The organism is Nocardioides sp. S-1144 (assembly GCF_005954645.2).
In the GTDB taxonomy this organism is placed as follows: domain Bacteria; phylum Actinomycetota; class Actinomycetes; order Propionibacteriales; family Nocardioidaceae; genus Nocardioides; species Nocardioides dongxiaopingii.
Genome location: NZ_CP040695.2, coordinates 778,688 through 798,210, shown reverse-complemented (window position 1 = coordinate 798,210; position 19,523 = coordinate 778,688). Strand labels below are relative to the sequence as shown.

Below are 19,523 nucleotides of genomic sequence, written 5' to 3'. Positions count from 1 at the left end.
TCGGCCCGGTAGACAGAGGATCCGAGCAGCACCGACGAAGGACCGACCACGATGCCCCTGCCCGAGACCGACGAGCAGCCCGCCGCCCCGGGTGCCGACGCCGGGCGACGTCGCGTCGCCTACGTGCTGCCGGTGTTCAACGAGTCCGAGAACGTCGCGGTGTTCCACGCCGCCCTCGTCGAGGCGACGACGGCGCGACCCGACCTCGACTTCGAGTTCGTCTACGTCGACGACGGCAGCCGCGACGACTCCCTCGACCGGCTGCTCGAGCTGCGCGCGGACGACGACCGGGTCGCCGTCCTGGGCCTGTCGCGCAACTGCGGCCACCAGGTGGCGGTGACCGCCGGCATCGACGCCTGTGCGAACGCCGACGCGGTGATCATCATGGACACCGACCTCCAGGACCCGCCGGCGGTCAGCATCGAGATGCTCGGGCTGTGGGAGAGCGGCGTCGACGTCGTCTTCGCCCAGCGCCGCAGCCGCCAGGACTCGCCGTTCAAGCGGGCCACTGCGTACGGCTTCTACTGGGTGCTCGACCGGATGGCCGACATCGAGATCCCGCGCAACGTCGGCGACTTCCGGTTGATGGACCGCAAGGTCGTGGCCGAGGTGTCGCGCTACCGCGAGCAGGACCGCTTCCTGCGGGGCATCGTGGCCCACGTCGGCTTCCGGCAGGAGGCGCTGCTCTTCGACCGCGACCCGCGCCACGCCGGCGAGACCGGCTACCCGCTGCGCAAGATGATCCGGTTCGCCGCGAGCGGCCTGGTCGGCTTCTCGACGGCGCCGCTGCGCTGGATCTCCCGGCTCGGGTTCGCCATCTCGGCGTTCTCGGTGCTGCTGGCGATCTACGTGGCCGGCGTCCGGATCCTCGTGCCGGAGGAGTCGGTCCCCGGCTGGGCGTTCCTCGGTGTCGGCATGTTCCTGCTCAGCGGCCTGCAGCTGATCATGATGGGCGTCATCGGCACCTACCTGGGCCGCGTCTACACCGAGGCCCAGGACCGCCCGCTCTACTCCCTGGCCCTGACCGCCCGCGGCTCCCGGCCCGGTGCCTCCTGAAGCCCGTCCTCTCGCCGACCCTGGTCCGGTTCGCCGGCGTCGGCGTCGTCAACACCGCGCTCGACCTCGGCCTGTTCCTGCTGCTGCACGACCGGTTCGGCATCGTGCTGGCCAACTTCGTCTCGACCAGCGCTGGGATGACGTTCAGCTTCGTGGTCAACGGGCTGTTCACCTTCTCCGCCGGCCGCCTGACCCTGCGGCACGCGCTGCTCTTCCTCGCCTCGACCGGCACGGTGATGTGGCTCTTCCAGCCCCTCGTCATCCACCTGCTGGTCGACGTCGTCGAACCGCTGCCGGTGGTGAAGGTGCTCTCGATCGGCGTCTCGTTCGTGGCCAACTTCGTGGCCTACCGCTACGTCGTGTGGCCCACGACGGAGGCCGGCGCGACCCCCTGAGCGGTGGGGTCAGGACCGCCCGGCGGCCTTGAGGTCGCGGCGGAGCTCCTTGGGGAGCGAGAAGATGAGCGACTCCTCGGCCGAGTGCACGGCGCGGGCGTCGGGGTAGCCACGCTCGGAGAGGTGGGCCAGGACGCCGTCGACCAGGGTCTCGGGGACCGAGGCACCCGAGGTGACCGAGACGGTGCGGACGCCGTCGAGCCAGGCGTCGTCGAGCTCGGAGACGTCGTCGATCCGGTACGACGCCTTCGCACCGGCCTCGAGGGCGACCTCGACCAGGCGCACCGAGTTCGAGGAGTTCGCCGAGCCCACGACGATGACGAGGTCGGCCTCCGGCGAGATCTCCTTGACCGCGAGCTGCCGGTTCTGGGTGGCGTAGCAGATGTCGTCGCTGGGCGGGTCGAGCAGCAGCGGGAAGCGCTCGCGGATCGCGGCGACGGTCTCGAGCGTCTCGTCGACCGAGAGCGTGGTCTGGGAGAGCCAGGCGACGCGGGCGGGGTCGCGGACCACGATGCCGGGCACGTCGGCCGGGCTCTGCACGAGCTGGATGTGGTCGGGCGCCTCGCCGGCGGTGCCCTCGACCTCCTCGTGCCCCTCGTGGCCGATGAGCAGGATGTCGTAGTCGTCGGCAGCGAAGCGCTTGGCCTCGTGGTGGACCTTGGTCACCAGCGGACAGGTCGCGTCGATCGTCTTGAGGTCGCGCTCCTCGGCCTGGCGGTGCACCTCGGGCGAGACGCCGTGGGCGGAGAACACGACCGTGGCACCGGCCGGCACCTCCTGCAGCTCCTCGACGAACACCGCGCCCCGCGACTCCAGGTCGGCGACGACGTGCTTGTTGTGCACGATCTGCTTGCGCACGTAGACCGGTGACCCGTACAGGTCGAGCGCCTTCTCGACGGTCACGACCGCACGGTCGACGCCGGCGCAGTAGCCGCGCGGCGCGGCCAGCAGCACGGCGCGCTCGGCCTCGTCCGGGGAGAGGACGGAGGGCATCCCGACGTCGGTGGTCATGCCGCCAGTCTACGAGCGGGCTCCTGGTAGACAGACATCCGTGAGGTTTCTCGTGGTCGGGGCCGGAGCCATCGGCGGTGGTGTGGGCGGGTTGCTCCACGCCGCCGGGATCGACGTCACCCTCGTGGCGCGCGGCGCGCACCTCGCCGCGCTCCGCGACGACGGCCTCCGGCTGCGGGTGGGCCACGAGGCCGAGCGGGTGCTCGCCGTGCCCGTGGTCGGCACCCCGGCCGAGGCGGCGATCACCGACGACACCGTCGTGCTGCTCGCGGTGAAGTCGCAGCAGACCGCGGCCGCGCTCGCCGACCTGGTGCCGCACCTGCTCCCGGCCACACCGGTGGTCTCGCTGCAGAACGGCGTCTCCAACGAGCGCACCCTGCTGCGCCACGTCGAGCACGTCCAGGCGGTGACGGTGATGATGCCGTCGAGCCACCTCGAGCCGGGGCGGGTGCGGCTGCACTCCGCCGGCCGCCCCGGGCTGCTCGACGTCGGCCGCTACCCGACCGGCGTCGACGACACCACCCGCCGGGTCGCCGCCGACCTCACCGCCGCCGGGTTCGAGAGCCTCCCGCGCCCCGACGTCATGGCGTGGAAGCACCGCAAGCTCCTGACCAACCTCGGCAACGCGGTCAACGCGGCCTGCCCGCCCGGGGAGGACGCCGACGCGCTGGTCGGCCTGCTCCACGCCGAGGCGGACGACGTCCTGGCCGCGGCCGGCATCGAGGTGGTGAGCGAGGCGGCCGACACCGAGCGGCGCGGCGAGCTGCTCCGCCCGCTCGTCGACCGCGACGGCGTCGGCTCCTCGACCTGGCAGAGCGTGCGTCGCGGCACCGGCGACGTCGAGGTCGACCACCTCAACGGCGAGATCGTCCTGCTGGGCCGCCTGCACGGCGTCCCGACGCCGGCCAACGAGCTGGTCCGCCGCACCCTGCACGACGTCGTCCGGCGAGGAGCCCCGCCGCAGACCGTTCCTGCGGCGGGGCTCCTCGACGAGCTGGACGCTCAGTCGGCCAGGACGTAGAACCCGAACCCGACCGCGGCCTCCGCGGGGACGGGAGCGCCCCCGAGCCTCACGAGCGCGACCTCCGCCGCGCCGGCCGGCAGGTCGGCGGTGAAGGTGCCGCCCCCGACGTAGGACACGCTGCTGCTGTCGTCGCCGTCGACCTCGTAGGTGATCCGCGAGTCGTCGGCGCGGGTGTAGGCGATGAGGGCCAGCGTCCGCCCGTCCAGGTCGGGCACCGCCACGGCGGCGCCGTCGGGTCCGAGGTCGGGCGACGCCGTCTCGACCAGCTGCCAGGCGTGGCCGTCGTGCTCGACCCGCTCGGGCAGCTCGATGCCGTCACCGAGGTCGCGGGGCGCGTCCTGGGCGTAGAGACCGAGGCCGACGCGGAGGTCGTCGTCCTCGACGAGCGGTCCGTCCTCGCCGTCGGTGACGTAGAACCGCGTGGCGAGGTCCTGGCGCGGGCCCACCGCCTGGGTCATCCCGCCCACCACGGCGGGGTCGACCGGCACGCGCGAGTCGTCGCAGCCGCCACCGGAGACGACCTCGCCGTCGGCGGTCGCGACGTGGAGGAAGGCACCGGCCGGGGCCCCGGCGCAGTAGGAGGCGTAGAAGACGTCGGTGCGGCCGTCGAGGGCGGCCACCGGCTCGACGACGACCTCGGCCTGCCCGGGCTCCCCGACGGCGGCACCGAGCAGGGTCCCCCCGGCGATGGCGTCGCGGTAGGTCACGCCGTCGGCGCTCACGCCCTCGGGGCGGGGCTCGCCCAGCGTGTACGCCGCGAGCGAGACGTCCCCGGTGCCGACCCGGGCCGACACCCGCACCGCCTCCCCCGGCGCGACGTAGGTCCAGTCGGTGAAGTCGGCGCCGTCGAAGGTCCGCCTCTCGCCGCCGGCACCGACCTCGACCGTCACCCGGTCGTCGTCGGTCGAGGTGCCCCACGACACCAGGCGCGGCTCGTCGGACGCCTCGAGCCGCAGCACGGCCCGCTCCTCCCCGCGGACGTGCTCGTCGTAGTCGTAGGTGAAGCCAAGCGAGTCGATGGTGGCCGGGAGGTCGATCCCGAAGACGGTGGGGCCGGCGGCGTCGGGGCCGGAGTCGCGGTCGCCGGGCAGGAACGCCACGAGCGCGGTCGCGGCGACGACGGCGGCGGTGGCCCCGGCGACCGCGGTGCGGCGGCGCCGCGTCGTCCGGATCCGGCGCTGGATGCCGGCCCCCCGGTCGGCCGCGGTCACGTCGAGGACGTCGTCGGCGTGGGTCTCCAGCGTCCTGCGCAGGTCGTCGATGCCGTTCATGCCCGCTCCTCCGTCGTCTCGTGGGTGTCCTCGGCGAGCGCGGGGTCGATCCGCAGCTTCGCGAGGGCCTTGCTGGTCTGGCTCTTGACGGTGCCGACGCTGCACCCGAGGAGGTCGGCGGTCTGGGCCTCGGTGAGGTCCTCGAAGTAGCGCAGGACGACGACCGCCCGCTGCCGGCGCGGCAGCCGGCCCATCGCGTCCCACAGGTCGTTGCCCGCGTCGACGGCGTCGGTGCCGTCGGGGACGCCCGACTCCGGCAGCTCGTCGGTGGCGTGCTCGCCGTTCCACCGGCGCCGCCACCACGAGTTGTAGGTGTTGAGGAGGATCTTGCGGACGTAGGGCTCGGGGTGTCCGGTCACCCGGGACCAGGAGAACCACGCCTTGGCGAGCGCGGTCTGGAGGAGGTCCTCGGCGAGGGCGTGGTCGCGGGTCAGGAGGTAGGCGGTGCGCAGCAGCGCCGTCGAGCGGGCGGCCACGAACTGGTCGAAGTCGACCCGGTCGGGCGCCATCCGCTGCCTCTCGCTCCGGGACGCCTCCGCGAGCGTCTGGTCGGTGGTCATGTCAGGAGGGACCATCCTGCCTGCCCGGATGGTTGCCTGCGGTCGTGACCGAAAACGACGAGGGCCCCGTCACCATCGGTGACGGGGCCCTCGAGCGGGGTTTCTGCTGCGGATCAGGCCTTCTCGTCCGCGGCCGGCGCCTCGGCGTCGGCGTCCTCGACGGCCTCGTCCTTGGTGGCCTTCATCTCGGTGGCCTCGGACTCGGTCGACTCCGACTCGGGCGCCTCCGACTCGGTCGCCTCGGCCTCGGTCTCCTCGGCCGGGGTCTCCTCGGCCTTGTCGAGCACCGGGGCGGCCGGCTCGGCCTTGGCCTTCGAGGTCTTCGCCTTCGGCTGGTAGGCCTCGGTGACGAGCTCGATCACGGCCATGGGGGCGTTGTCGCCCTTGCGGGGACCGATCTTGGTGATCCGGGTGTAGCCACCGGGACGCTCGGCGAAGGTCGGCGCGATCTCGGTGAAGAGGAGGTGCACGACACCCTTGTCGCGGATGGTCTTGAGGACCTCGCGACGCTGGTGCAGCGGGTTCTGACCGTTGTGGGCCTTGACGGCCTTGGTGATCAGCTTCTCGGCGTGCGGACGCAGCGTGCGCGCCTTCGCCTCGGTGGTGGTGATCCGGCCGTGCTCGAAGAGCTGCGTCGACAGGTTCGCCAGGATGAGGCGCTGGTGGGCCGGGCTACCGCCGAGGCGGGCACCCTTCTTCGGTGCGGGCATGGTCCTTCTCGATTCTCCCGGGCCGTGTCAGGTACCCGGGTTAGAGGTGATGGTGGGTGGTGCGGTCGAGCCGGTGCGGGTGCCGGCCCCGGCCACCGTCGGCCCGACCTGGTCACAGGTCGAGCCGTTCGGTGGGCCGGGGCCGGCACCGCGCGCGGGTGCTCTAGTACTGCTCGTCCTCGACGAAGGCGTCGTCGTCGTCGTCGCCGTAGGCGGCCAGCGCCGCGTGCGGGTCGAAGCCGGGCGCGCTGTCCTTGAGGGACAGGCCCATCTCGACCAGCTTGGCCTTGACCTCGTCGATCGACTTCGCACCGAAGTTGCGGATGTCGAGCAGGTCCTGCTCCGAGCGGCTGATGAGCTCACCCACGGTGTGGATGCCCTCGCGCTTGAGGCAGTTGTAGGACCGGACCGTCAGCTGCAGGTCCTCGACCGGGAGGGCGAGGTCGGCGGCGAGCTGCTCGTCGACGGGCGAGGGGCCGATGTCGATGCCCTCGGCCTCGACGTTGAGCTCACGGGCCAGGCCGAAGAGCTCGACCAGCGTCTTGCCGGCCGACGCGATGGCGTCGCGGGGCAGGATGGACGGCTTGGTCTCGACGTCGATGACGAGCTTGTCGAAGTCGGTGCGCTGCTCGACACGGGTGGCCTCGACCTTGTAGGTCACCTTGAGGACCGGGCTGTAGATCGAGTCGACCGGCATCCGGCCGATCTCGTTGTCGTTGCCCTTGTTCTGGACGGCGGACACGTAGCCGCGACCGCGCTCGACGACCAGCTCCATCTCCAGCTTGCCCTTGTCGGACAGGGTGGCGATCTTCAGGTCGGGGTTGTGGACCTCGACGCCGGCCGGCGGCGCGATGTCGGCACCGGTGACGTCGCCGGCACCGGACTTGCGCAGGTACATCGTGACGGGCTCGTCGTGCTCGGAGGAGACGACGAGGCCCTTCAGGTTCAGGATGATCTCGGTGACGTCCTCCTTGACGCCCTCGATCGTCGAGAACTCGTGGAGCACGGTGTCGACCTTGATGCTGGTGACGGAGGCACCGGGGATCGACGAGAGCAGGGTGCGACGCAGCGAGTTGCCGAGCGTGTAGCCGAAGCCGGGCTCGAGGGGCTCGATGACGAAGCGGCTGCGGAAGTCGCCGACGGTCTCTTCCGAGAGGGTGGGGCGCTGTGCGATGAGCACTGGTGTTTTCCTTTCCGGGCCCACCCGCTATTTGACGGACCCGAACTGCAGAGGTGAAAAGGAAGATGGAGCGGTGGTCGGGGGACGGAAGTCCCCCGACCACATGAGGATCACTTCTTGGAGTAGTACTCCACGATCAGCTGCTCCTGGATCGGCATGTCGATCTGCGCGCGCACCGGCACGGAGTGCACCAGGGCCCGCATGCGGCCCGGGACGACCTGCAGCCAGGCCGGGACGACCCGCTCGCCCTGGGTCTCGCGGGCGATGATGAACGGCGTCATCTCGAGCGACTTCTCGCGCACGTCGATGATGTCGTACTGGGTCACCTGGAACGACGGGATGTCGACCTTGCGGCCGTTGACCAGGAAGTGGCCGTGGACGACCAGCTGCCGGGCGTGACGACGCGAGCGCGCGAAGCCGGCGCGGTAGACGACGTTGTCGAGGCGGCACTCCAGGAGCTGGAGGATGTTCTCACCGGTCTTGCCGGTGCGACGCGAGGCCTCGACGTAGTAGTTGTGGAACTGGCGCTCCATCACGCCGTAGGTGAAGCGGGCCTTCTGCTTCTCCTGCAGCTGGGTGCGGTACTCGCTCTCCTTGATGCGGGCGCGGCCGTGCTGGCCGGGAGGGTAGGGACGCTTCTCGAACGCAGCGTCTCCACCGACGAGGTCGACACCGAGACGGCGCGACTTCCGGGTCATGGGTCCGGTGTAACGGGCCATGGGTCAGTCTCCTGTTCTGTCTCGGGTCAGACGCGCCGGCGCTTGGGCGGGCGGCAGCCGTTGTGGGGGGCGGGGGTGACGTCCTGGATGGTGCCGACCTCGAGGCCGATCGCACCCAGCGAACGGATCGCGGTCTCGCGCCCGGAGCCGGGGCCCTTGACGAAGACGTCGATCTTCTTCATGCCGTGCTCCATCGCCCGGCGTCCGGCGGCCTCGGCGGCCATCTGCGCGGCGTACGGGGTCGACTTGCGCGAGCCCTTGAAGCCGACGGTGCCGGCCGAGGCCCACGAGATCACGGCCCCGGTGGGGTCGGTGATGGTGACGATCGTGTTGTTGAACGTGCTCTTGATGTGGGCCTCGCCCTGAGCGACGTTCTTCTTCTCCTTGCGGCGCACCTTCTTGGCTGCCGCGCGAGCCTTGGGAGGCATCGGTTATCTCCTTGTGAGCTGGTCTGTGGTCGAAGGCTGGGTGCGCGCCGTCTGCGTGAGCAGGCAGCGAGCGGTCACTTGGCCTTCTTCTTGCCGGCAACCGTGCGCTTGGGGCCCTTGCGGGTACGCGCGTTGGTCTTGGTGCGCTGACCGCGGACCGGGAGGCCCTGGCGGTGGCGGCGTCCCTGGTAGCTGCCGATCTCGATCTTGCGACGGATGTCGGCCTGGACTTCACGACGGAGGTCGCCCTCGATCTTGAACTCCTGGGCCTCGATCTCGTCACGGAGCTTGACCAGCTCGTCGTCGCCCAGCTGGTGCACCCGCATGTTGGGGTCGACACCGGTGAGCTCGAGGAGCTTCTGGGAACGGGTACGGCCGATGCCGTAGATGTAGGTGAGCGCGATCTCGACGCGCTTGTCGCGCGGGAGGTCGACGCCGACGAGGCGTGCCATGTGATGGCCTTTCGATTCCTGCAGAGGTTTCGTGCGCGATGCGTCCGGGACGTCCTCGAGGGATCCGGCTCCGGCCTTCTGCTCCGGAGGTGCTTCAGCCTCCCGGGAGAGGCCTAGCGATCGCGTTGGTGGGTGTGTTCAGTTGTGGTGCACCGCAGGAGCGGGGGCTGGATCAGCCCTGACGCTGCTTGTGGCGCGGGTTCTCGCAGATGACCATGACGACGCCGTGACGACGGATCGTCTTGCACTTGTCACAGATCTTCTTGACGCTCGGGTTGACCTTCATGTGTCAGGACCTTCTGATCTCGGCTGTTGGCTACTTGTAGCGGTAGACGATGCGACCTCGCGTGAGGTCGTACGGCGAGAGCTCCACCACGACGCGGTCCTCGGGGAGGATCCGGATGTAGTGCTGGCGCATCTTGCCGCTGATGTGTGCGAGCACCTTGTGGCCGTTGCTGAGCTCGACCCGGAACATCGCGTTGGGGAGGGCCTCCGTGATGGAGCCCTCCATTTCGATCACGCCTTCTTTCTTCGGCATGTCCTCACTATCCGATCGCTTCGTGGTGTCTACCGTTCGACCCGGGAACCTCGACTCCGGCGGAGCCGTGGACCTCATGCAGCCGTCTCGGGACGCCACTCCCGGGCGCAGCGCCGATCAGCTCTGCCAAGGTTCTGGCTGGAGTGGTCACCACTGGCTCGAGCAGCCGCGAGGCGTCACGAAACAGACCCATGTTGGGCCGACACACCAGTTTAGGACCTGTCGGCCCCGAAACACGAATCTGCTGGGCCCTCACCCCGCCAGGAGGCGGAGCGTCTCCTCGCGGGCCGGCGAGGCGGCCGGGTCGGTGCCGAGGTAGGCGCCGCCGACGGCATTGACCATGACCTCGTCGACGCCGTACGTCGTGGCGAGCTCCTCGATCCGGGCCCGGCCGGTGGCGGCGTCGCCGATGACCCAGCGCTCGGCCATCGAGTCGACCAGCTGCTGCTCGTCGACCCGCAGCTCGCGCTTCTCGGCCTCCTCGACCAGCACCTGCGCCTCGAGCGGCTGGCCGGTGCGCAGCGCGAGCATCATGTGCAGCTGCGGCTGCGCCAGGCGCAGCGCCTCCTCGGCGGTCGCGGCGACGGAGGCGTTGACGGTGAGGAAGGTCCGGGGCTCGGCCAGCTCGGGCGAGGGCTGGAAGCGGCTGCGGTACAGCCGCAGCGCCTCGGCGGTGCCCTGGCCGGAGAAGTGGTGCGCGAAGACGTACGGCAGGCCCTTCTCGGCGGCGAGGGTGGCCGAGTAGTCGCTGCTGCCCAGCAGCCAGAGCGTGGGGACGCCGACCGCGCGCGGCGTCGCGCGCAGCAGGTGGGTGCGGCCGCGCAGGCTCAGGCCGACGCCCTGGGTGTCCATCATGGCGACGATGTCGTCGACGTACTGCGGGAACTGGGTGACCGCGTCGTCGCTCACTCCCCCGGCGCCGTGCCGCAGCGCCCAGCTGGTGACGGGGTCGGTGCCGGGGGCCCGGCCGATCCCGAGGTCGATGCGACCCGGGTGGGCGGCCTCGAGCAGGGCGAACTGCTCGGCGACCACGAGCGGCGCGTGGTTGGGCAGCATGACGCCGCCGCTGCCGACGCGGATCCGCTCGGTGGCGGCGGCGATCATGGCGATCAGCACCGGAGGGTTGGTCGCGGCCACGGCCGGCATGTTGTGGTGCTCGGCGACCCAGAAGCGCTCGTAGCCGAGGGCGTCGGCCGCGCGGGCCAGTGACAGCCCGGCGCGGACGGCGTCCGCCGAGGTCTGGTCGGAGCGGACGGGGACGAGGTCGAGCACGGACAGCGTGGTCATCACCGTGCTCAACCCCCGACCGGACCCGCGCATTCCGCGCGGGTCGGGGCGAGCGGGTGCCGGGCCGGCGTCATTCCTGGGCCACCCGTGGCTCGGCACCCGCCCGGCTCAGGGAAGCGCGACCGCCGGGACGGCCGGGGTCGGCTCGACGTAGTCGGAGGAGTCGCCGCTGATCGACACGTAGAACCGCTTGTGGGTGTTCGGGCCGGAGCCACCGGCGACGTCGGCGCCGGAGACCGTCAGCGTGCCGTCGCTGAGCCGGGGGCTGACGACGAAGGTCTTCCGGGTGTCGGCACCGGTGGGGGCGCAGGCCACGATGTCGGTGATCCCGCACACGGTGGCGGTGACCTCGCCGGAGAACTCGGGGTTGGCGTCCCCGAGCGGCGCGCGGCCGTTGACGGTGCCGTCGGCGTTCTGGTCGTACTTGTTCTGCAGGGCGACCGACACGGTGATCGCGTTGTCGGACAGGTCCTCGTTGGCGTCGATGTAGACGTTGCCGAGCGCGCCGGCCGGCACGGGAGCACCCGAGTTGTTGACGAGGTCGTAGGCCGTGCGGATCGCGAAGCCGCCGGACTGGGCCACGATCGTGCCGGAGCGGTCCACGAGCAGCCAGCGGGCGGCGGCGTCCGCGCCGTCCTGACCGTCGGCACCCGCCGGGCCCCGGGTGCCCTGGCGCACGCCCGGCGCGAGGTCGACCATGCGGATGGCGCCGTCGCGGATCTTCGGCGAGGTGACGGCCCCCTCCTTGAGGTCCTTGGTCCCGATCGAGACGGCCGCGTAGGAGGTGCCACCGAGGGCGACCACCAGGGCTGCCACGGAGACCACCATCGAACCGCTCGGGCGCTTGCCGCCCAGGATGTTGCGCATGTGTCGAAACCCTTCGTCGCGTGCCGGCCGGTGCCGGGACCTGTGGTGGGGTATCCGGTGCGGCGGGCGCATCGGATTGCCCGTCGAGGGGGTTTCGGGAACAAATCAACGGAGGGCCCGGACGTGGTGTCCGGGCCCTCGGCTGTGGCAGGTGCTGGATTCGAACCAGCGTAGGCTGTGCCGGCTGATTTACAGTCAGCTCCCTTTGGCCGCTCGGGCAACCTGCCGGGAAAGTCACCTCCGGCTTGGCCGGTCGGCGACGAGGGAAGAGAATAGCGCAGCGCGATCCCGATGACGGAATCGCACCGGACTGCACGACCGACACACGAACCCACAGCTGGGAGCACACGACCACCATGGCCGACTCGTCGTTCGACATCGTCAGCAAGATCGACCGCCAGGAGGTCGACAACGCACTCGGGCAGACCGCCCGGGAGATCGCCACGCGCTTCGACTTCAAGGGCACCGGGGCCACCATCGAGTGGCAGGGCGAGGCGGCGATCGAGATCACCGCCTCCGCCGACGACCGGGCCAGCGCCGTCCTCGACGTCTTCAAGGACAAGCTCATCAAGCGCCAGCAGAGCCTGAAGATCCTCGACGCCTCCGAGCCCCGCCCGTCGGGGCAGCAGAGCAAGATCGGCATCGCCCTCAAGGAGGGCATCACCTCCGAGGACGCCAAGAAGATCTCGAAGCTGATCCGCGACGAGGGCCCCAAGGGCGTCAAGGCCCAGATCCAGGGTGACGAGCTCCGCGTCTCCTCGAAGAAGCGCGACGACCTCCAGGCCGTCCAGCAGCTCGTCAAGGGCCAGGACTACGAGTTCGCGGTGCAGTTCACCAACTACCGCTGACCACCCCGCCGAGTCGGCGCTCGCGTTGAGCGCGAACGCCGACTCGGCGGACCTCGACTTCACCTCCGCGCCGACTCGGCGGGGAGGGTCAGACCTTCGCGAGCCGCCCGGACTCCACGGTGACGGCGCCGGAGGCCGCGGTGAGCCACACCGTGGCTCCCTCGGCGAGGTCGAGCGAGCGGGCGTGCGTCCGGGTCAGGACGACGAGCACGTCGCTGCCGTCGTCGGTGGTGACCGTGACCCGCACCTCGAAGCCCACCCTCAGCAGCCGCGTGATCCGGCCGCCGACGGCGTCGCCGCGCGGGTCCAGCGCGATCTCGATGTCGTGCGGACGCAGCGCGCGCCCGCCCAGCAGCGTGACCTCGCCCAGGAAGCCCATGACGAACGGGTTCGCCGGAGCGTCGTAGAGCTGGTCGGGCGTGCCGATCTGCTCGACACGACCCTCGTTGATCACGACGATCTCGTCGGCGACCTCGAGGGCCTCCTCCTGGTCGTGGGTCACGAACACGGTCGTCACGTGCACCTCGTCGTGCAGGCGGCGCAGCCACTCGCGCAGCTCCTTGCGCACCTTCGCGTCGAGCGCGCCGAACGGCTCGTCGAGCAGCAGCACCTTGGGCTCGACGGCGAGCGCCCGGGCGAGGGCCATCCGCTGGCGCTGCCCGCCCGAGAGCTGCGAGGGCAGGCGGTGGGCGAACTGGTCGAGGTGCACGAGCTTGAGGAGCTCCTGGACCCGCTGGGCCACCTCGTCCTTGGGGCGCTTGCGGATCTCGAGCCCGAAGGCGACGTTCTTGGCCACGGTCATGTGCTTGAACACCGCGTAGTGCTGGAACACGAAGCCGACGTTGCGCTTCTGCGGTGGTAGGTGGGTGGCCTCGGTCCCCTCGATGTTGACCGAACCCTCGTCGGCCGAGTCGAGGCCGGCGATGATGCGCAACAGCGTCGACTTCCCGCCGCCGGAGGGACCGAGCAGGGCGGTGAGCTGACCGGTCGGCAGCGACACGGTGACGTCGTCGAGGGCGACGAAGTCGCCGAAGCGCTTGCTGAGGTTCCTGACTTCGATACTCACTTCTTCTCCTTGGCAAGCTGGCGGTGCGACTCGGGCTTCGGGCGGAGCAGGGCGACGACGACGAGACAGAGCACGGCGGCGACCACCAGGAGGAACGACACCGAGTAGGCGACGTCCTGGTGGAAGTTCTGGTACTCACGCTGGACCAGGAGGGTCGCGGTCTCCTTGTCGCCGATCGACTTGCCGGCGACGATCTTGACCGCGCCGAACTCACCCAGGGAGCGCGCCAGGCTCAGCACGACTCCGTACACGATCGCCCACTTGATGCCCGGCAGGGTGATCCGCCGGAAGGTCTGGAGGCTGTTGGCACCCAGGCTGCGGGCCGCCTGCTCCTGCTCGTCCCCCATCTCCTCGAGGACCGGGACGACCTCGCGGATGATCAGGGGCAGGGCCACGAAGCAGGTGGCCATCACGATGCCGGGGGTGGCGAAGACGACGTCGATGCCGTTGTCGGACAACGTCTCGCCGAACCATCCGTACCGCGGGTTGTAGACCAGCACCAGCGCCAGGCCCACCACGATCGGCGACACCGACAGCGGCAGGTCGATCAGGGCCGACAGGACCCGCTTGCCGGGGAACTCGAAGCGGACCAGGAGCAGCGACATGCCGACACCGAAGACCAGGTTGATGGCGACGGCGATGATCGCGACCTGCACCGTGAGCCGCAGCGAGTGCGTCACGTCGGGGTCGCTGAGGGCGGTCCGCATGCCCTCCAGCCCGTTGCTGAAGGTGTTCTGGGCGACCAGACCGGTCGGCCAGGCCACCAGCATGAAGAGGTAGACCACGACCAGGATGCGGAGGAACCAGGTCAGGCCGGCGGAACGGGTGCCGACGGCTGAGCTCGTGTTAGCCACGGCGGGCCAACCTTCGCTGGGTCACGTCGAGGGCGACGATCGCCACCAGCGCGACGGCGAGCATCACCGTGGCGAGAGCGGCGGCCGCCGGACGGTTGCCCCCCTCGAGGATCGAGGCGACCCGGAACGACGTCACCTCGGTCTTGTTCGGGAGGTTGCCCGAGAGCAGCACCAGCGAGCCGTACTCGCTGATGCCGCGGGCGAAGGACAGGGCCGCGCCGGCGAAGATCGCGGGGATCAGGGTCGGGAGCACGATGCGGCGGAAGGTGGTGAACCGGGTCGCACCGAGCGATGCCGCGGCGTCCTCGACGTCGGTCTCCATCTCCTCGAGCACCGGCTGCACCGTGCGGACGATGAACGGCAGGGTGACGAAGGCGATGGCGAGCACCACGGCCTTCTGGGTGTTCTCGAAGGACGTGCCGAGCGGACCCTGGCTGCCGTAGAGCGCCAGCAGGACCAGACCCGCCACGATCGTCGGCATCGCGAACGGGATGTCGATGATCAGGTCGAGGATCGCCTTGCCGCGGAACCGGTCACGGACCAGCACCCAGGCGATGATCGTGCCCATCACCATGTTGACCAGCGTCACCACGAAGGAGACCCCGACGGTCAGCTTCAGCGCGTTGAACGTCTGGGGGTTGGACAGCGTCTCCTTGTAGGTGTCGAGACCCCCACCGGAGGCCTCGACGACGATCGCCGCGAGCGGGATCATCACGAGGAGGCTGAACCACAGCAGACCGATGCCGAGACCGAGCGAGGATCCTGGCGTCATGGCACCCGGCCGGGTCGACCGGCGCTTGCGCGCCGGTCGACCGGGCCTCATGACGGTGGAGGTCATGGGTCAGCTACCTGCCCCGGAGGACTGCTGGATGTCGGTGAGGATCCCCAGCGGGTTGCCGTCCTGGCCGTCACCGAAGTACAGCGAGTTGGCGCTGCCCCAGCCGTCGAAGTCGCCGTCGATCGTCAGCATCGTGGTGGGCGCGGGGAACGGGTCGGCCGGGTCGTTGGCACCCTCGACCTCGAGGTCACCCTCGTCGACGAGCGGACGGAAGCCGGTCTCGGCGTACAGCTTCTGACCCTCGGCGCTCTTCTGGAAGTCGAGGAACGCCGAGGCAGCCTCGGGTGCGTCCTCGGTGGCCGCGCACGGGTTCTCGATGAGCAGCGTGGTCGGCGGGATCACGTAGTCGAAGTCCTCGCCGTTCTGACGGGCCAGGATCGCCTCGTTCTCGTAGGACAGCAGGACGTCCCCGGTGCCGGAGGTGAACGCCGTGGTGGCGTCGCGACCGGAGTCGGGCAGCGCGGCGACGTGGTCGAACAGCTCGGTCATGTACGCCGCGGCCTCCTCCTCGGAGCCGCCCCCGGCGATCACGTCACCGTAGGCAGCGAGCAGGTTCCACTTCGCCGAGCCGGAGGACGCCGGGTTGGGCGTGACGACGGAGACGTCGTCACGGACCAGGTCACTCCAGTCCTGGATGCCCTTCGGGTTGCCCTTCTGGACCACCATCACCACGACCGACTGCGTGCAGATGCCCTTGGTGTCGTTGTCCTTCCAGTCCTCGGCCACGATGCCGGCGTCGACCAGCCGGGTCATGTCGGGCTCGAGGGAGAAGTGGACCAGGTCGGCGTCCTGACCGTCGGCGACGCCGCGGCTCTGCTCGCCGGACGCGCCGTAGGACGGCCCGTCGAAGGTGACGCCGTCGCCGGCGTCGGTGCCCTCGAAGGCCTTGAACAGGTTCTCGTTCGCGCTCTCCAGCACGGAGTAGCCGACCACGGTCACGTTGTCCTCGTTGTCCGAATCGCCCGAGCACCCGGCCAAGGTCAGCACCCCGGCAGCCGCGACCGCCGCAACCTTGAACGTCTTCTTCATTGTGTCCTGCTCTCTCAGAGGCGCCGAACCGGCGCAGTCCATGTAACTCGACAAGACTAAGCGAGATATGAAACTCGCGCGAATCAGGCGCGCTGGTGGTGGACGACTTGTCTGGACCAGGTCCGGGCCGCGCCCCCGCCACACCCGCGCCGCGCGCTCGGTACCGGCCACGGACGTGGCGAGGGTCACGTCTCACGGACACGCGCCCGCTGGGCTGGCCGTCGCGGCGGACTATCGTGGGAGGAGGTGTCGAGGTCGACGAAAGTGGGACAGGTGTCGAAGCAGGTCAAGCAGCTCGACCGGGTGGTGATCCGGTTCGCGGGCGACTCCGGTGACGGCATGCAGCTGACCGGGGACCGGTTCACCCAGGAGTCGGCCGTCTTCGGCAACGACCTGGTGACCCTGCCGAACTTCCCGGCCGAGATCCGCGCGCCCCAGGGCACGCTGCCCGGGGTCTCGTCGTTCCAGGTGCACTTCGCCGACCACGACATCCTGACCGCCGGCGACGCGCCCGACGTCCTCGTCGCGATGAACCCGGCGGCCCTCAAGGCCAACCTCGGCGACCTGCCGGCCGGCGCGACGATCATCGTCGACACCCACGACTTCACCAAGCGCAACCTCGACAAGGCCGGCTACGCCAGCAACCCGCTCGACGCCCTGGGCGATGCCAACGACCCGCTCGGCGCCTTCGCCGTCCACACCGTCGACCTCACCGGCATGACCGTCGAGGCGGTCAAGCAGCACGGGCTGTCGCGCAAGGACGCCTCCCGCGCCAAGAACATGTTCGCCCTCGGGCTGCTGTCGTGGATGTACGGGCGCCCGACCGAGTCGACGATCGAGTTCCTCTCCCGCCGCTTCGCCAAGGTCCCCGACATCCGCGACGCCAACATCACGGCGTTCAGGACCGGCTGGAACTTCGGCGAGACGACCGAGACCTTCGTCGTCCAGTACGAGATCAAGCCGGCCACCATGCCTGCCGGCACGTACCGCAACATCACCGGCAACCTCGCCCTGTCCTACGGCCTGGTCGCCGGCGGGGTGCGATCCGGGCTCCCGCTGCTGCTCGGCTCCTACCCGATCACCCCGGCCTCCGACATCCTCCACGAGCTGTCGAAGCACAAGGCGTTCGGCGTCACCACGCTGCAGGCCGAGGACGAGATCGCCGGCATCGGCATGGCGATCGGGGCGTCGTTCGGCGGGGCGCTCGGCGTCACGACCACCTCGGGCCCCGGCGTCGCGCTGAAGTCGGAGGCGATCGGCCTCGCGGTGATGACCGAGCTGCCGCTCGTCGTCGTCGACGTCCAGCGCGGTGGCCCGTCGACCGGGCTGCCGACCAAGACCGAGCAGGCCGACCTGCTGCAGGCGATGTTCGGCCGCAACGGCGAGGCGCCGGTGCCGATCGTGGCGCCGCAGTCGCCCGGCGACTGCTTCTCCGCGGCCGTCGAGGCGGTCCGGATCGCCGTCACCTACCGGACGCCGGTGATGCTGCTCTCCGACGGCTACCTCGCCAACGGCTCGGAGCCGTGGCGGATCCCCGACGTCGACGACCTCCCCCTCATCGACCCGGCCTTCGCCACCGAGCCCAACCACGTGGTGGAGCCCGAGAGGACCGCCGAGGACGGCTCGGTCACGCCGGCGGTCAAGGACTTCTGGCCCTACCTGCGCGACGAGGAGACCCTGGCGCGTCCGTGGGCCGTGCCCGGCACCCCCGGTCTCGAGCACCGCATCGGCGGGCTCGAGAAGGGCGAGGGTCACGGCAACATCTCCTACGACCCCGCCAACCACGACTTCATGGTCCGCACCCGCCAGGCGAAGATCGACCGGATCGCCGACTCGCTGCCGCCGCTGGAGGTCGACGACCCCTCGGGTCGCGCCAAGGTCCTGGTCATCGGGTGGGGCTCCACCTACGGCCCGATCGGCGCCGGCTGCCGCCGCGTGCGCAAGGCCGGGTACGCCGTGGCCCAGGTCCACCTGCGCCACCTGAACCCGTTCCCTCGCGACCTCGGCGACATCCTGCGGCGCTACGACAAGGTCCTGGTGCCCGAGATGAACCTGGGCCAGCTCTCGCTGCTGCTGCGCGGCACCTACCTCGTCGACGCGATCGGCTACAACCACGTCCGCGGCCTGCCGCTCAAGGCCGCCGAGCTGGCCGAGGCGATCGGCACCCTGGTGGGCGAGGCCGAGGGCATCACCGTCGACCTGTCCGCCGACCCGTCCGGTGCCCCCGCCACCGTCACCTCGACCGACCAGGAGGTCTGATGACGACCACCGACCTGCCCACGCCCGACCTGCGCACCGGCACCGAGTCGGTCCCCCGGTTCGAGCCGGGCGAGGGCGAACGGCCCCAGACCGGCAAGGACTTCACCTCCGACCAGGAGGTGCGCTGGTGCCCCGGCTGCGGCGACTACGCCGTCCTCAAGGCGGTGCAGTCGTTCCTGCCCGACCTGGGGCTGCGTCGCGAGAACATCGTGTTCATCTCCGGCATCGGCTGCTCCTCGCGGTTCCCCTACTACCTCGACACCTACGGGATGCACTCGATCCACGGTCGGGCGCCGTCGATCGCCACCGGGCTCGCCACCGCGCGCGAGGACCTGTCGGTCTGGGTCGTCACCGGCGACGGCGACGCGCTCTCGATCGGCGGCAACCACCTCATCCACGCCCTGCGCCGCAACGTCAACATGACGATCCTGCTGTTCAACAACCGGATCTACGGGCTCACCAAGGGCCAGTACTCCCCCACCTCGGAGGCCGGCAAGGTCACCAAGTCGACCCCGATGGGCTCGGTCGACCACCCGTTCAACCCGGTCTCCCTCGCCCTCGGTGCCGAGGCGACGTTCGTCGCCCGCACCATCGACTCCGACCGCAAGCACCTCACCGCCGTGCTGTCCGCCGCGGCCGCGCACCGGGGGACGTCGCTGGTCGAGATCTACCAGAACTGCCCGATCTTCAACGACGGCGCGTTCGACGCGATCAAGGACCGCGACACCAAGCAGGACGCGATCATCCCGCTCGTGCACGGCGAGCAGATCCGGTTCGGCGCGACCCTCGAGGACGGCCTCGGCTCCAGGGGCCTGGTCCGCGACGCCCGCAGCGGCGGGGTGGAGATCGTGTCGGTCGCCGACGTCGACGACGCCGCGCTGCTCGTGCACGACGCCCACCAGGCCGACCCGTCGACGGCGTTCGCGATCTCGCGGCTGACCGAGATGGGCTACCTCAACCAGACGCCCATCGGCATCTTCCGCCAGGTCGCGCGCCCGACGTACGACGACCAGTCCCGGGCCCAGATCACCTCGGCCCAGCAGGTCGCCCTCGGCGAGGGCACCGACCAGACGAGCCGGCTCACGGGCCTCGTCAACGGTGGCGACACCTGGACGGTCGTCTGAGGCCTCA

Annotated in this window: 22 protein-coding genes and 1 tRNA gene; 6 read left to right on the top strand and 17 right to left on the bottom strand. The window is 70.3% G+C overall.

The features are described from left to right. The first annotated feature begins 51 nt into the window (after nucleotides 1-51). Together FE634_RS03780 and FE634_RS03775 are read left to right on the top strand one after the other, a co-directional pair. Nucleotides 52-1,056 carry a glycosyltransferase family 2 protein gene (locus FE634_RS03780; RefSeq protein WP_138875119.1) on the top strand — a complete coding sequence of 335 codons (1,005 nt, stop codon included), beginning with the start codon at nucleotides 52-54 and terminating at the stop codon, nucleotides 1,054-1,056. Further along, a complete protein-coding gene (locus tag FE634_RS03775; RefSeq protein ID WP_138877046.1) occupies nucleotides 1,053-1,451 on the top strand; it encodes a GtrA family protein in 399 nt (132 codons plus the stop codon). Before FE634_RS03780 ends, FE634_RS03775 begins: the two co-directional genes overlap by 4 nt. A 9-nt stretch (nucleotides 1,452-1,460) precedes the next feature. On the opposite strand, the gene FE634_RS03770 is transcribed toward FE634_RS03775, so the two are convergent. Continuing rightward, a complete protein-coding gene (locus tag FE634_RS03770) occupies nucleotides 1,461-2,462 on the bottom strand; it encodes a 4-hydroxy-3-methylbut-2-enyl diphosphate reductase (RefSeq protein WP_137292370.1) in 1,002 nt (333 codons plus the stop codon). Between the two features lie 40 nt (nucleotides 2,463-2,502). Between FE634_RS03770 and FE634_RS03765 the strand changes: the two genes are divergently transcribed. Then, nucleotides 2,503-3,483, top strand: coding sequence for a ketopantoate reductase family protein (locus FE634_RS03765; RefSeq protein WP_138875118.1), 981 nt, complete (start codon nucleotides 2,503-2,505; stop codon nucleotides 3,481-3,483). On the opposite strand, the gene FE634_RS03760 is transcribed toward FE634_RS03765, so the two are convergent. The 12 genes from FE634_RS03760 to FE634_RS03705 all read right to left on the bottom strand — a co-directional run bounded on the left by FE634_RS03760 (nucleotide 3,465) and on the right by FE634_RS03705 (nucleotide 11,725). After that, on the bottom strand, nucleotides 3,465-4,757 hold the full coding sequence (locus tag FE634_RS03760; RefSeq protein WP_148240359.1) for a hypothetical protein: 1,293 nt from the start codon (nucleotides 4,755-4,757) through the stop codon (nucleotides 3,465-3,467). The genes FE634_RS03765 and FE634_RS03760 overlap by 19 nt on opposite strands. Next, nucleotides 4,754-5,317 carry a SigE family RNA polymerase sigma factor gene (locus FE634_RS03755; protein WP_316043822.1) on the bottom strand — a complete coding sequence of 188 codons (564 nt, stop codon included), beginning with the start codon at nucleotides 5,315-5,317 and terminating at the stop codon, nucleotides 4,754-4,756. The genes FE634_RS03760 and FE634_RS03755 overlap by 4 nt, the downstream gene beginning before the upstream one ends. 113 nt (nucleotides 5,318-5,430) lie before the next feature. Beyond that, on the bottom strand, nucleotides 5,431-6,027 hold the full coding sequence (rplQ, locus tag FE634_RS03750) for a 50S ribosomal protein L17 (RefSeq protein WP_138875116.1): 597 nt from the start codon (nucleotides 6,025-6,027) through the stop codon (nucleotides 5,431-5,433). Between the two features lie 163 nt (nucleotides 6,028-6,190). Beyond that, complete coding sequence (locus FE634_RS03745) at nucleotides 6,191-7,207, bottom strand: DNA-directed RNA polymerase subunit alpha (protein ID WP_134765346.1); 1,017 nt, start codon at nucleotides 7,205-7,207, stop codon at nucleotides 6,191-6,193. 110 nt (nucleotides 7,208-7,317) lie between these two features. Further along, nucleotides 7,318-7,926, bottom strand: a complete 609-nt coding sequence (gene rpsD / locus FE634_RS03740) for a 30S ribosomal protein S4 (protein WP_137292366.1) — start codon at nucleotides 7,924-7,926, stop codon at nucleotides 7,318-7,320. 26 nt (nucleotides 7,927-7,952) lie between these two features. Further along, nucleotides 7,953-8,354 (bottom strand): 30S ribosomal protein S11, encoded by a 402-nt coding sequence (gene rpsK, locus FE634_RS03735; RefSeq protein ID WP_134765348.1) that lies wholly within the window; start codon nucleotides 8,352-8,354, stop codon nucleotides 7,953-7,955. 74 nt (nucleotides 8,355-8,428) lie between these two features. Continuing rightward, the gene (gene rpsM / locus FE634_RS03730; protein ID WP_137292365.1) at nucleotides 8,429-8,806 is read right to left on the bottom strand and encodes a 30S ribosomal protein S13; all 378 of its coding nucleotides are present in this window, start codon (nucleotides 8,804-8,806) and stop codon (nucleotides 8,429-8,431) included. 172 nt (nucleotides 8,807-8,978) lie between these two features. Beyond that, nucleotides 8,979-9,092, bottom strand: a complete 114-nt coding sequence (gene rpmJ / locus FE634_RS03725; RefSeq protein ID WP_091025735.1) for a 50S ribosomal protein L36 — start codon at nucleotides 9,090-9,092, stop codon at nucleotides 8,979-8,981. Nucleotides 9,093-9,122: 30 nt separating this feature from the next. Beyond that, nucleotides 9,123-9,344, bottom strand: coding sequence for a translation initiation factor IF-1 (gene infA, locus FE634_RS03720; RefSeq protein WP_134765350.1), 222 nt, complete (start codon nucleotides 9,342-9,344; stop codon nucleotides 9,123-9,125). 252 nt (nucleotides 9,345-9,596) lie between these two features. Then, nucleotides 9,597-10,631, bottom strand: a complete 1,035-nt coding sequence (locus FE634_RS03715) for an LLM class flavin-dependent oxidoreductase (protein WP_138875115.1) — start codon at nucleotides 10,629-10,631, stop codon at nucleotides 9,597-9,599. Nucleotides 10,632-10,739: 108 nt separating this feature from the next. Then, nucleotides 10,740-11,498 (bottom strand): hypothetical protein, encoded by a 759-nt coding sequence (locus FE634_RS03710; protein ID WP_138875114.1) that lies wholly within the window; start codon nucleotides 11,496-11,498, stop codon nucleotides 10,740-10,742. A 145-nt stretch (nucleotides 11,499-11,643) separates the two neighbouring features. After that, nucleotides 11,644-11,725 (bottom strand) — tRNA-Tyr (locus FE634_RS03705). A 129-nt stretch (nucleotides 11,726-11,854) separates the two neighbouring features. Between FE634_RS03705 and FE634_RS03700 the strand changes: the two genes are divergently transcribed. Beyond that, nucleotides 11,855-12,346 carry a YajQ family cyclic di-GMP-binding protein gene (locus FE634_RS03700; RefSeq protein ID WP_137292362.1) on the top strand — a complete coding sequence of 164 codons (492 nt, stop codon included), beginning with the start codon at nucleotides 11,855-11,857 and terminating at the stop codon, nucleotides 12,344-12,346. A gap of 88 nt (nucleotides 12,347-12,434) precedes the next feature. On the opposite strand, the gene FE634_RS03695 is transcribed toward FE634_RS03700, so the two are convergent. From FE634_RS03695 to FE634_RS03680, 4 genes are read right to left on the bottom strand one after another with little or no spacing between them, the layout of a single operon-like run. Then, nucleotides 12,435-13,412, bottom strand: a complete 978-nt coding sequence (locus tag FE634_RS03695; protein ID WP_137292361.1) for a sulfate/molybdate ABC transporter ATP-binding protein — start codon at nucleotides 13,410-13,412, stop codon at nucleotides 12,435-12,437. Next, a complete protein-coding gene (locus tag FE634_RS03690; RefSeq protein WP_246060524.1) occupies nucleotides 13,409-14,266 on the bottom strand; it encodes a sulfate ABC transporter permease in 858 nt (285 codons plus the stop codon). The genes FE634_RS03695 and FE634_RS03690 overlap by 4 nt, the downstream gene beginning before the upstream one ends. Beyond that, on the bottom strand, nucleotides 14,259-15,104 hold the full coding sequence (gene cysT, locus FE634_RS03685; RefSeq protein ID WP_134765459.1) for a sulfate ABC transporter permease subunit CysT: 846 nt from the start codon (nucleotides 15,102-15,104) through the stop codon (nucleotides 14,259-14,261). Before cysT ends, FE634_RS03690 begins: the two co-directional genes overlap by 8 nt. A 3-nt stretch (nucleotides 15,105-15,107) precedes the next feature. Beyond that, the gene (locus FE634_RS03680) at nucleotides 15,108-16,133 is read right to left on the bottom strand and encodes a sulfate ABC transporter substrate-binding protein (protein ID WP_137292359.1); all 1,026 of its coding nucleotides are present in this window, start codon (nucleotides 16,131-16,133) and stop codon (nucleotides 15,108-15,110) included. 273 nt (nucleotides 16,134-16,406) lie between these two features. Between FE634_RS03680 and FE634_RS03675 the strand changes: the two genes are divergently transcribed. Together FE634_RS03675 and FE634_RS03670 are read left to right on the top strand one after the other, a co-directional pair. Continuing rightward, nucleotides 16,407-18,392: a 2-oxoacid:acceptor oxidoreductase subunit alpha gene (locus tag FE634_RS03675; RefSeq protein WP_137292358.1), complete on the top strand. Its 1,986-nt coding sequence runs from the start codon at nucleotides 16,407-16,409 to the stop codon at nucleotides 18,390-18,392. Beyond that, nucleotides 18,392-19,516, top strand: a complete 1,125-nt coding sequence (locus FE634_RS03670) for a 2-oxoacid:ferredoxin oxidoreductase subunit beta (RefSeq protein WP_138875113.1) — start codon at nucleotides 18,392-18,394, stop codon at nucleotides 19,514-19,516. The genes FE634_RS03675 and FE634_RS03670 overlap by 1 nt, the downstream gene beginning before the upstream one ends. The last annotated feature ends 7 nt before the right edge of the window (nucleotides 19,517-19,523 follow it).